General features: G+C 57.9%; 7 protein-coding genes and 3 tRNA genes. All 10 read right to left on the minus strand.

Translation table 11 applies throughout. From position 1 onward, the window contains the following. Window positions 1-36: 36 nt before the first annotated feature. The gene (locus I2G40_RS02560) at window positions 37-1,680 is read right to left on the minus strand and encodes a prealbumin-like fold domain-containing protein (protein ID WP_195544086.1); all 1,644 of its coding nucleotides are present in this window, start codon (window positions 1,678-1,680) and stop codon (window positions 37-39) included. Next, the gene (locus I2G40_RS02565) at window positions 1,673-5,407 is read right to left on the minus strand and encodes a Spy0128 family protein (RefSeq protein ID WP_195544087.1); all 3,735 of its coding nucleotides are present in this window, start codon (window positions 5,405-5,407) and stop codon (window positions 1,673-1,675) included. Before I2G40_RS02565 ends, I2G40_RS02560 begins: the two co-directional genes overlap by 8 nt. A gap of 425 nt (window positions 5,408-5,832) precedes the next feature. Beyond that, entirely contained in the window at window positions 5,833-7,671 is a 1,839-nt protein-coding gene (gene typA, locus I2G40_RS02570) for a translational GTPase TypA (RefSeq protein WP_055287536.1), read from the minus strand. Between the two features lie 117 nt (window positions 7,672-7,788). Beyond that, complete coding sequence (locus I2G40_RS02575) at window positions 7,789-8,238, minus strand: hypothetical protein (RefSeq protein WP_089572580.1); 450 nt, start codon at window positions 8,236-8,238, stop codon at window positions 7,789-7,791. 30 nt (window positions 8,239-8,268) lie between these two features. Beyond that, window positions 8,269-8,658 carry a hypothetical protein gene (locus I2G40_RS02580; protein WP_195544088.1) on the minus strand — a complete coding sequence of 130 codons (390 nt, stop codon included), beginning with the start codon at window positions 8,656-8,658 and terminating at the stop codon, window positions 8,269-8,271. Continuing rightward, window positions 8,659-9,159 carry a bifunctional nuclease family protein gene (locus tag I2G40_RS02585; RefSeq protein WP_195544089.1) on the minus strand — a complete coding sequence of 167 codons (501 nt, stop codon included), beginning with the start codon at window positions 9,157-9,159 and terminating at the stop codon, window positions 8,659-8,661. A 159-nt stretch (window positions 9,160-9,318) separates the two neighbouring features. Then, window positions 9,319-9,395 (minus strand) — tRNA-Ile (locus tag I2G40_RS02590). A gap of 4 nt (window positions 9,396-9,399) precedes the next feature. Beyond that, window positions 9,400-9,475, minus strand: a tRNA-Ala gene (locus I2G40_RS02595). Between the two features lie 67 nt (window positions 9,476-9,542). Beyond that, window positions 9,543-9,619: transfer RNA gene (locus tag I2G40_RS02600), tRNA-Ile, on the minus strand. Window positions 9,620-9,919: 300 nt separating this feature from the next. Next, window positions 9,920-12,631: a DNA gyrase subunit A gene (gene gyrA, locus I2G40_RS02605; protein ID WP_195544108.1), complete on the minus strand. Its 2,712-nt coding sequence runs from the start codon at window positions 12,629-12,631 to the stop codon at window positions 9,920-9,922. Window positions 12,632-12,761 lie beyond the last annotated feature (130 nt).

The following is a 12,761-nucleotide window of genomic DNA, read 5'->3' on the forward strand; positions in this document are numbered from 1 at the left end:
CTACGGAGGCAGTACACCATTGAGCAAGGGGGGCAACTATTTTTCACGGCGACCTCCTCCCCGCTTGATGACGAGCGCGACAACAATAGCTGCCACTCCGATGGCAGCCAAAACCGCCACCAGCACCAACGTTCTATCTCCCGTCGAGGGCATAAAGCCTCGACTTGCTTCTTTACTTGGGGCGTTGAGCAACGACAGCACGATCGAACCCGTCCCGGCATCGGCAGCATCAACCCGCAGGGGGCTTTCGGCCGATACGGTCACCTTGGGTTTAGCCGCCGCCACCTGCTTAACGTCCAGTCCCTCGGCCGTAACCGTCACCGTTCGTTTGCCCTCGAACGTCGCATATCCCTTGGGAGGCGCGACCTCCTCGGCGGTATAGACGCCCGCGTCTATACCACTCAATTCCACATGGCCATCCTCGCCCGTAGTGACGCACGCGTCGGCATTTGTCGACCACGTGCCGTCGGCCGTCAGGATGCGTCCGCGGTCATCGACGATGCGCAATTTGGCGCCCGCGAGCGGCTTGTCGCCCACGCTTGAGCGTTTGATGATGCTGAGCCCCCAGGTGTAGGCGGTCGCGTCATCGCTGGGCGTGCGGGTGAAGCCAGCGTCGCCGGACTGGTCGGCGAGGGGAGAGCGCGGGTAGCGCAGGTAGACCTCGTTGGGGTTGCCCTTGGTAGCGCCCCGATTGCAGTTGGCCCCCAACGGCGCATTGTAGACAGCAACCACGCGGGCGCCGGCGGCGAAGGCGTCGGCGCCGCCGAGCGCGGCGACCAGGTCGCCGGTGCGCACGGTGAAGGTGCTCCCCTCGACAGAGACCTTGCACTGTGAAGTTATGTCTGTCCACCCTTTAGCCGGCGTCGAGCTGACGTTGCCGTCCTCACATGCGACCGCATCGAAACCGCCCTCGGCGCCCGCCGCCACGTACACATGCATGCTCGCGGCGACCTTGGAGGGGTCGAGTCCCGCGCTCATGGTGTCGACGAACTGCACCGCATAGGTGTCGTAGGCGGTGAGGCCCGCCGGGACCGTAGCAGAGAGGCGCCAGTACAGGCCGTCGGCGACCGTGGCGTCGGCGGCCTTCTGCCAGGCGGCGGTGCTGTCCTCCAGCACGTGCTTGGCGACCTTGGGGGTCGCCGCCTTGGGCTTGACGGTGACGGCGCTGCCGCCGACCAGGGCCATGATCGGCGCGGTGCCGGCCTCGTTCTGGGCGATGGCGTCGTCGTCGGCGACGATGAACCAGTAGCCGCAGGGCAGCTCGGCCGCCGTGCCGGCGTTAAGGACCACAGACACGGCACCGGTGTTGCATATCGCTCTGGCGAGTTTTGTCGCCAGCGCGGTCGTCATGTGTCCGTCGGCATTCATCCATTCGGCAGCCACTTGTGCCGTCGAGACCGTGCTGTCGAGCCCCGCATCATGAAGCACGGGGAGAACGGCCTGGCGAACGCCATCATTCGCCCACGTTACGTCAGTTGCAATTTTTTGGTCAGTATCGGCGTCGTCGACAACGGTCGCCGAAAAGAGCTGGTACGCGTCATACCGCGTCGCAACCGTACCGTCCACCGTAATGGCTCCGGTGTCGGCAGCACGGGCCGTCCCAGGGGCAATCGCGAAAGAGAAGATGGCAGCCATGGCCATCGCCATGACGGCCAACATGTGACGGAGCGGCTTACTCATGGCGATTGCCTCGATCCAAATCTCGGTGGCGGCGAGCATGCATCCACGTCGCGGCAAAGCACAGCATCGAAGCGCCGGCAAGATATGTCATAGTCAAGCCGGCTCCGCCCGCCTCAGGAAGCGTGGTCGAGTACTTGTTGGTAAAGGTCGGCGGAGTCTTGGAGTCACTGTCATAGGTGACTTCGGTTTCGAGTTTGTTCGTGCCATTAGTTACCTTAACCGTGACGTCGCGCGGGGTCGCGTCATAGGTGATGTGGTCCTTGACATTGTTCTCGGCGCCTTCGGGGACGACCTCGGAGATGGTGTAGGTATAGGTTCCTGCTTTGTTGTACTCTACGCTGAAGGAGACATTGCCCTCGGCGTCATTGGTCTTCGTCTGGAGTACTTTGCCCTCGGCGTCCTTGAGCTCGAACGAGAACTGTCCTTTCTTGAAGGTTCCGCCTTCAAGCACCTTCCTTGCCCTTATCGTCGCTTTACCTTCAAGGGGCGAATCGTACACCCAAATCTCTGCATCTGACGTTATCTCTGTATTGGCACCAAGCAAAGATTTCGCCGCATTCATGGCTTGTTCGTATTGCTCGTCGTCCGCGCCGCCCTTGAGCAGAATCCATGTTGGTTGGGCGGCGCGATATCCAGCAGGAGCCGCCGTCTCCTCAAGGCAGTAAAGCTTGCAGGAAGCCATGGCGTTCGAACTTGTTCCGAAAGTCACACTCCCGTCAGAGCCAGTCGTTTCGGTGGAAAATAACGTCTTTGCGCCATCAACACCGGCACCGCCCCGCGCCTCGTCCGTGTCAATCTCATAGAGCTTGAACGTAGCCCCAGCCAACGGCGCGGTAACGTCCTTTTCATCCACTTTGTGGACCACAATGCCGTACCCCGTTCCGCCTCCGGATGCGCCGGCATCTATATCATATTCACGCTCGTGTTTTTTATAACCGTCCGCAACACCTTCGAGCCGAGCCTCATTGGAAAGGGAAACCTTACCAGACTCACCGGACAGAACGTCATATTCGATTTTCAGGTACTTCTTGTCGGGAAGCTTCAACGTCAATCGCTGTTGCTTTCCGGCGCCCTCATCAACCAAATCGAGAGCTGTCTTGTATTGTTCTTTCGCCAACTCGCGCCAAGTGCCATTGTCACACTCAGACACGCTAAGCGACGAAGGCACAAACGTGCATTTGGAGTCCATCACATCGAACAGATCAAGATAGTCGGTTCCACTTTTTAGGTCCAATGCCGATTCGTTAACAAAAATGGTGTAGTGAATTCGCTTGCTATTACTTACCGACGCACCGGTCTTTGACAATACATTGTTCTTGATCTGTACGGTATCAGAGCCCGCCTTAAAGTCTTTACCATCCGAGCTTGCGCTTGCCGAGTTCGTGAGCTCGCCGAGATTCTTTGACGTATCGACTACCGACCTTTTAACAGCAGTCGAATACGTCAGCTTTGCATACCCTGTATTATTGCCCAGCCTTTCCGTTGGAATTGAAAACGTAACCATCTGGCGATCGACGACAGGCGTCAGCAAGGCATCCGGAACCTCGGTTTTTTCTCTCTCATGTTCCCATTCGCGGCCGGGCACCGCCGTCTCGTAGGGATTTGAATACAAAGAATATTTTGCCGAACCGGGGATATAGCTCATTCCATCAGGAAGCTCATCTTTAACAACGACATCTTTACCATTAAGCTTGCCCGCACCATAACAGTCACCGGCCGACGTCTTAACTCGATTGGCATAGACCGTCCAGTCGACAATCCACGCACCTTTGTCGTTCGAGCCATCAACTGGTTTCCAATCAAACGCCTCATCCCACCGCGCCTGCGAACCATCTTCATTTATTTTTACGTTCTTCTCTACCGAAGGCTTCGTTTCGCTTTCAACATAGTAAAAAACGTAATCAGAATAGCCGCTAAACCCATCAACAGAGGCAAAGTTAGAGTACCAACCAGGAAGTGCGTCGGTCACCGTTTTATACGTAATAACGACTTCGGGGGACTTATCAAGCTCTTCTTTGACTTTTTTCGTAATAGTTATTCGTATATCGCAGTTATGTTGGTTGCTTTTCCGCGAAAGATCTGCGCCGCGCTCAAAATTCCAGTCGACACCTTCGACCAGTTCGGTATTCCCAATAGTAATTACATGTGAAGGACCATCGGAGGTATCCGGCCCCATGGTCTGCTTCCAAGCCGCCAGCATGGAATCTCTGATAAGAACGAATTCTGGGTTTTTCGCATTTACGTAATCACGGAGCTCTACGCGTAATTGCCAAGTTGCTTTTCCGGTCCGCTCCGCCTCATCTTTATTAAGCAGTGTTTTGCTTATGGTCTTGCCCGTCCAAGGGCGAGTATAGTATTCGGTACTTTCTCCAAAGGGCTGATCTGAATCTTCTTTTTTCACACTTGCCGTGTTGCTAACTTTTTCGTAGGAATTCTCATCTCTCAACTTAGTTTGATAGGTGATGCAATAGGTCGCAAACCGGTCACCCTCTTTTGGATTAAACGTATAGCTGAATGAATTCCCTGACTCATTCAGTGTTCCTCCATCAATCTTTTGATTTTCATCGGCAGCCTCTCCCTTGTAGACCGCGTAGCTGCCAATATAATCCTGCTTGTCATCGAGCTTGTCAGTAAAGGTGTAGCCAAACATATCGGCCTTGAGAGACCCCTTGTTGAGCACAACCTTCCAAGTAATGGCCGACGGCGCTCCGGAGCCGGCCTCTTTTTTAATCATGTCATACTGAAATGAATCAGAGGTGCCTTCAATCCAAGGAGATTGTTGAGGATTTACCGTTCCCCAGGTTGCCTGCACACCGTTCTTGCCTTGCATGGGCGTGCCGTTAGAGAGTGGCAGGTCCACACCAACTGTCGTTTCGTACGTAACGGTATGGTCGCCCTGAGAAAGGCTACCCAGCGACAACGTTGCCGTTCCCGTTTGCCCCTCAATACTCACGGAAGAACCAATCGGATTTCCATCAAGCTTGAAGCTGTTCTGGTCAAATTCCAGATAGTCGCCGAGTTTATCAACCAGCTTTACATCCGTTGCATACGACTTAACACTCAGATTGATAGTCCAAGTTATCTTGGCAATTCCAGTAGTGCCATCTTGAGAAAAGACACCCGATTTACTTCCCTCGACCGCGCCGTCTTGAATCTCGATAGGCACAGCTTCGCCAACGCCCGGAAATCTCAGTTCGACTTTTGACCCATCATCCAGATTTTTGTCTTTGAGCTCAAATTCGAATTTAACCTTTACGTAGAGTAAAGATGGATTGGCGTTGAGATAGCTGGGGTCGTAGTTAAAAATGACCTTGTTCTTTTCGATGCGCCAAGTTCCCATCTTTTGCGCATTCTCGGTATCATCAGTCATCAAGTCGCCGCCCGCGTTGTCCTTCACGACAATCGACTCAGGAAAGGTATAAATCGCCTCAGGCCTCTCAGACGTAAGTCCAGAATTTTCTTTAAAGTAGGCCGCCATAAAACCGTAAATTGTATCGGCTGTCGTAATCGAGGGTGAGCCCTCTTTACCGAGAGGCTGCTGACGATCCTTATCGGCATACAGCCCGACCGTAACGTCCGCCGTATTCTCATCAATCTCAATCGGCGTCGGCGTCGTCACATCCTCGGCGCGCACGGGGGCTGCGCCGTGAAATACTGCGGCGGTGAGGCTAATCAAAATGAAAATCAGAGCCGCCATACCCAGCGACCGTGAGCGGTGTACGTCCATAGTTGTCCCCTAATTCCTACAACACAGTGTGGAATACGGCGAATCGTCGGATCGAGCACAAGCCCCAACATCAACGAGAACCTACCTAGCGCATTGCAAGAACCCATTGGGGAGCACCTTCTAAGACGGTTCGTCTATGCCACAATGCATAAAATAATATATAGATACCAATCATGTAAACCGCAGGTCAATAGGTCTTTTAATTTAATACCAGTTGATATTTATCTGTTAACAGTTTTGCATCATACCGGCTATATTCAGTGGAATTATGTATATGTTTAAACAACTTTACTTTGACTGGGAAGCCAATCGGAGGGATAGTCGCCCCAGCTGTGGTGCAAACTAACCCGTCCCCCTTGCACCAAAAAGGGCGCCGACCATCGCGGTCGACGCCCTTTCTTGTTAGTCGCTATAAAGCCCAGCGCTTATTTGTTGACCTGGCCGGCGCGGACGGCAGCCTTCTTGCGGTCGGTGGCGTTGAGCAGACGCTTGCGCAGGCGGATGTTCTTGGGAGTGATCTCGACCAGCTCGTCGTCGGCGATGTACTCCAGCGCCTCCTCCAGCGAGAAGGTGCGGGGCGGCACCAGCTGAACGGAGATATCGGAGGTCGAGGAGCGCTGGTTGCCCAGGTTCTTGGTACGGGCGATATTGACGACCATGTCGCCAGCCTTGCTGCGCTCGCCCACGATCATGCCCTCGTAGCACTCGGTGCCTGGCTCAACAAACAGCTGACCGCGCTCCTGCAGCGTACCCAGGGCATAGGCAACGGCCTTCTCGGTGGTCATAGAGATCATTGCGCCGTTCTGGCGGTTGCCGATCTCGCCGGCATAGGGGCCGTACTCCAGGAAGGTGTGGTAGAACACGCCCTCGCCGTGGGTGACGTTCATGATGCGGTTCTTAAGACCCATGATGCCGCGGGTCGGAATCTTAAACTCGAGGTGCGTCACGATGCCCGAGGTATCCATGCTCGTCATGATGCCGCCGGAGGTGCCGAAGACCTCAACGACCTTGCCCGAGTACTCGTCCGGGCACTCGACGACGGCCTGCTCGACGGGCTCCATCTTGTTGCCGTTCTCGTCCTTCTTAAACAGAACGCGGGGACGGCCGACCTGGAACTCAAAGCCCTCGCGGCGCATGGACTCCATCAGAACGGACAGGTGCAGAATGCCGCGGCCCGAGACCTCGACGCCGCTCTTGTCCTCGAGTTCCTCGATCTTCATGGTCACGTTGTTCTCGGCCTCGTTGAACAGGCGCTCCTTGAGCTGACGGGCGCCCACGATGTCGCCGTCGCGGCCGACAAGCGGGGAGGTCGAAGCCTCAAAGACGATGGACAGGGTCGGCGGGTCGATCTCGATGGGCTCGAGCTCGACAGGGTTCTCGGGATCGGTGTAGACATCGCCGATATCGGTGCGGTCGATACCCACGACAGCGGCGATGTCGCCGGCGCCGACTTCCTGGCACTCGGTACGGCCCAGGTAGTCGAAGGTAAAGAGCTGCTTGACGGTGGCGGTAGCGCTGGAGCCGTCGTTCTTGACAACCAGGATCTGGTCGCCCTGGTGGATGGCGCCAGAGTACACGCGGCCGATACCGATGCGGCCGACGAAGTTGGAGTGGTCGATGGTCACGCACTGCATGGCCAGCGGGGCGTTCTCGTCAACCTCGGGCGCGGGCATGTCGTCGATGATCATATCGAGCAGCGGATACATGTCCATGTTGCCGTCGTTGGGATCAAGGCGGGCAAAGCCATTCATAGCGCTGGCGTAGACCACGTGCTCCATGGCGAACTCAAGCTGGTCGTCGGTGGCGCCCAGGTCGGCCATGAGGTCCAGGCAGTCGTTGTAGGCCTTCTCGGGGTTGGCGCCCGGACGGTCGATCTTGTTGATGACGATCATGATCTTAAGGCCGGTGTCGATAGCGTGACGCAGCACGAAGCGGGTCTGGGGCATGGGGCCCTCAAAGGCGTCGACCAGCAGCAGGGCGCCGTCGGCCATACGCAGCACGCGCTCGACCTCGCCGCCAAAGTCGGCGTGGCCCGGGGTGTCGATGACGTTGATCTTGACGTCCTTGTACTCGATAGAGATGTTCTTGGCGAGAATCGTAATGCCGCGCTCGCGCTCCTGGTCGTTGGAATCCAGGACGCGGTCCTCGACCTGCTGGTTGGCACGGAAGGCGTCCGTGGCACGCAGGAGCTTGTCGACCATCGTCGTCTTGCCGTGGTCGACGTGAGCGATGATGGCGATGTTCCTCAGATTGTCTACGCGCATGTAGTTCCCCTATCTTCTATCTATATACAACCGGCACGCGTATGCGACCCACCCAGCAATGCAACGCTCGGCGGGAATATTGAGCCTTTTACCGAAAACTCGTTTATTTTAGCGATTTTAGATGAGAGGGGTTTCCTCACCTGCAGGTTCAGGGTCGCTCCACATAAAACCATCGCCGGCACCCATGCCCTCATACAGCACATATGCCGAAAAACCGCTCTCGAGCGTGGTTTCGAAGAAGCTCACGAGCAGAGCATCGTGATAGCCGCCGTCAATCTCGACGCAGCCGGTGTAGCCGATGGCATAGCGAGCGATACGGCCCAGGCCCTCGTCCTTAAGACCCATCTTGTGCTCGGAGATAAAGTTGGTGGCCGCCTCGAGGCACGCCTCTTCGCCGTCCTCGTCGAGCGCCGCCAGATAACGGTTGGAAGCGGCGTCCTCAATTGCCACGACCACGCCAGGGTTTTCACCGGCGGCAAGGTCGTCCAAGAACGCGCCGATCAGATCGCACACCATGGCGTCGAGCTCGGCGGAGACGTTACCGGCGTCCTGCATATCCTGTGCCATCTTTAGACCTTCCCATCGAGTCTGGCGTCGTTACAGTTCTTGTGCCTCAGCAGCGATCTTAGCGGCAGCGTCGCGGGCGCGCATCATATCCATCGCGCGCTTGTCGAGCACCTTGATCTGACTGGTCAGCATGACCGCATCGACCACGCCCCAGATCATAAGGCCCGTAGAGATCGAAAACCCAAGCGCACCAACTGTACCACGAAGGCGCGAACAGATTGCCGCGACAAGGGCGGAGACGACAACCATCTTGATAAACGAGCCGCGGCGTTCGCGAAGCGTGCGGGCCTGCGTCACATAGGCAATGCGAGCCGCCTCAGAAGCCTCCGAGCGCATCTGGGCCTCGCGCGCAATGGTCGCCGCCTCAGCCGACATACCGCCGGCCATCAGCGAACGCTCCGCAGCCTGGACGCCCCGCATTTAGAAGTCATCGGGGGAGAGCGTATGGACGAACTCATCGAACTTTTCGAACTCTTGCTCGTCGTCGACTTCCTCGGCGTGTGGCGAGACGGTGCCCAAGCGATTCATGATGTCGTCTTCAACGAACATGGGGGCATTGCTGCGTACGGCGAGGGCGATGGCGTCGCTCGGACGCGCATCGATCCTATGCTCGTTGCCATCGGCCAACACGACAACCGTCGCGTAAAACACGGGCGGCTCGGCGCGGACGATTTCGACGCGTTCGAGCTTGGCACCCAAGGCGTCGACGGTGTCGAGCAGCAGGTCGTGCGTGATTGGGCGCTCGGCGCGGCCGCTATCGATGCCACGGCTAATGGCAGCAGCTTCAAACGAACCAGTTTGAATGGAAAGGGAACGCAGTGGCGCGGGCGAGTCCGATTTGCTGCAGCGCTCGCGAAGCACGATAAGCGATGGCACGGGACCGGCGGCCATGACGATGGTCTCTATGTCGACACGAACCATGGAACACCTCCGGTACGTAGCGGTTAACACGCGGCAAGGTCGCCGCATTGAATAGCTATACTACCCAATCTTTCGCACAGCACACAAAACCAAAATGAGATTTATCGCAGACAAGAAAAAAGCCCCGAGGCAACGCCCCAGGGCTCTTCACAGTTTTGATGGTGGACCTGACAAGATTCGAACTTGTGACCTCCCGGTTATCAGCCGGACGCTCTAACCAACTGAGCTACAGGTCCATCATGGTGGAGGTTAGGGGGATCGAACCCCTGACCTCAGGCTTGCAAAGCCCGCGCTCTCCCAGCTGAGCTAAACCCCCACGGAGACAGTAATAAACACCCCAGCGGCGACTCGGCTCTCGCTGGGGTGTTTATTGCGAAAGAAAGTGGTGGACCTGACAAGATTCGAACTTGTGACCTCCCGGTTATCAGCCGGACGCTCTAACCAACTGAGCTACAGGTCCATCGCGCAAGGGATATATTAGACGAGTCGTTACGCGCGCGTCAACAACTTTTTTGAAAATCTTTGAGGGGTGTCGGCCCCGGCTGCCCGGCGGCATGCGAAGTCGCCTGCTCGGACAGTCCTGCTCGCACGGAGAGCACATTAAGTGCTCTCCGGCTCGTGCGGAACTCGCGATCGACTTCGCATGCCGCCGGGCAGCCGGGGCCGACGCGGGGTTCAAAGGTTTTCAAAAAAGCGGTCGGCGCGCAGTGCGCCGACCGCCGATATATGGGGTCTGATATTTTCTAACAGTTAGGGCCTCTTACTCGTCAAGGAGATCTTCCGGCATGTCGTTGCCGTCGCCTAGATCGACAGGGGTTTCTTCGGGGGCGGAGCCGTTTTCTGTGGCTTCGCCTTCGGGCTTCTCTTTGGCGGCTGTCATGCGGGCTACGGCGCAGATGCGGTCGTTGTCGTCGACGGTCATCATCTTGACTCCCTGGGTGGCGCGGCCAGTCTGGCTGATCTCGTCGGTCTTGACGCGAATGACCGTCGCACCCTCCGTCACGATGAACAGCTCGTGCTGCGGGCCCACTGTCTTCATGGCCGCGAGGTTACCCTTACGCTCGGTCATTTGGATGGTGTAGACGCCCTGGCCGCCGCGATTCTGCTCCGGGTAGTCCGCAACCGGCGTGCGCTTGCCGTAGCCGCGCTCGGTGATGACGAACAGATCGCCGTTGCCGTTAGTGACTTCCATGCCCAGAACGCTCACGCCGTCCTTCATACCGATGCCGCGAACGCCGCTGGTATCGCGGCCGGTAGCGCGTACCTGCTCCTCGGAGAACATGATCGCCTTGCCCGCGGTGGTGGCCAGGATAATCTTGTCGCCCTCGCGCACGCGGCGCACGTTCAGCAGCGCGTCGTCGTCACGCAGGTTGATAGCGATCAGGCCGTCGCGACGGCTGCGGTCATATGCGCTCATCACGGTCTTTTTGACCATGCCGCTCTTGGTGGCAAACATCAGGTACTCGTCGGCCGGGAACTCGCGGCAGCTGATGACGCTCGCGATCTTCTCGCCTTCCTCGAAGGGCAGCAGGTTGACGATCGCGGTACCGCGCGCCTGGCGCGTACCCACCGGCAGCTCGTGCACCTTCAGGCGATAGACCTTGCCCTTGCTCGAGAAGAACAGCACGTACTCGTGCGTGGACGCGATGAACATCTCATCGATAACGTCGTCCTCTTTGAGGTTGACGCCCGACACGCCCTTGCCACCGCGCTTCTGGGCACGGTAGGCAGCCACTGGGATACGCTTAACGTAGCCGGTGTGGGTGATGGTCACGACCATATCCTCGTCGGCGATGAGGTCCTCGACATCCAGGTCCTTCTCAACCTGGCTGATTTCGGTACGGCGCTTGTCGCCAAACTTCTTGGAGATCTCGCGCATCTCTTCCTTGATGACGCCCAGAATCTTCTCCTCGTGCGCCAGCAGGTCCTCGTAGTAGGCGATGGCGCGGCGCAGGCCGTCCAACTCTTCTTGGATCTTGTCGCGCTCCAGGCCGGTCAGGCGGCGCAGCTTCATCTCGAGGATGGCCGTGGTCTGCTCGGGCGTAAAGCCAAAGCGTTCGATCAGTCGGCTGCTGGCCTCGGAGTCGGTCTGCGAGGAGCGGATGATGCTGATGACCTCGTCGATATGGTCAAGGGCCATCAGGTAGCCCTCGAGGATATGCGCGCGGGCCTGGGCCTTCTTAAGGTCGAAGCGGGTGCGGCGGGTGACGACGTCGACCTGGTGGTCGATGTAGTGCTGCAGCATCTCGCGCAGGCTCAGGCATTTGGGAACGCCGTTGACGAGTGCCAGGTTGTTGGCGCCAAAGGTCGTCTGCAGCGAGGTGTACTTATACAGGTTGTTGAGCACGACCTGCGGAATGACGCCCTTCTTGAGCTCGATGACCAGACGGATGCCCTTCTGGTTGGACTCATCGCGCATATCCGAGATGCCCTCAATGCGCTTGTCGTTGACGAGTTGGGCGATCTTCTCCTGCAGGGTGCCCTTGTTGACCATGTAGGGAATCTCGGTAAAGACCAGGCGGCTGCGGCCGGTCTTGGTGGACTCCACATGTGCCTTGGCACGCACGGTAATGGAGCCGCGGCCGGTCTCGTAGCTCTGCTTAATGCCGGCGCTGCCCATGATGATGGCGCCGGTGGGGAAGTCCGGACCGGGCATGATCTGCATGAGCTCGTCGACGGTGGCGTCGGGGTTGTCGATCAGGTAGCAGGTGGCCTCGATCGCCTCGGTGAGGTTATGCGGGGCGATGTTGGTGGCCATGCCGACGGCGATGCCCTGGCTGCCGTTGACCAGCAGGTTGGGGAAGCGCGCAGGCAGTGCCACGGGCTCGGCGAGCGATTCGTCGTAGTTGGGCTGCCAGTCGACGGTATCCTTCTGCAAGTCACGCAGCAGTTCCATGGCGGGCTTGGCCAGGCGGCTCTCGGTGTAACGCATGGCCGCCGCGCCGTCGCCATCGATGTTGCCGAAGTTGCCGTGACCGTCGATGAGCGGCGTGCGCATGGAGAACCACTGCGCCAGGCGGACCATGGCCTCGTAGACCGCAAAGTCACCGTGCGGGTGGTACTTACCGATAACTTCGCCGACCGTCCAGGCCGACTTTTTGTGTGGGCGGTTGGGGTAGATGCCGCTCTCGTTCATCGCGTACAGGATGCGGCGGTGTACCGGCTTTAAGCCGTCGCGCACGTCCGGCAGGGCACGCGCTGTGATAACCGACATCGAATACTCGATGAACGACTGCTTCATCTCGCGACCGAACTCCGAAATCTGGAGCTGGCCGCCGTTGATGTCCTCGCCGGCCGAGGCGCCACGATCGACTTCGCCAAAGCTCTCCTCGAGCTCACCGTCGTCGTCCTCTTCCTCATCATCATCGGCATCGGGGTTATAGGCGTCCGGATCGCCGTCCTCGCCCTGCTCAGCACGGGCAAGCAGGCGCTTCAGATCATCGGGCATACCGGCATCGCCGGCCTCGTCCATACCCTCGTTATTGTTGATATCGTCTGCCACGTTACCTCCTCATGGTTTGCGTGGTCCATTAGTTCCCAACCACGGAGACGGCTTTTCCAGGTGCCGCAGATTCGCCCGAAAGAGGAGGGAAGCGTACTTG

Source organism: Collinsella aerofaciens, assembly GCF_015558785.1.
Classification (GTDB): domain Bacteria; phylum Actinomycetota; class Coriobacteriia; order Coriobacteriales; family Coriobacteriaceae; genus Collinsella; species Collinsella aerofaciens_P.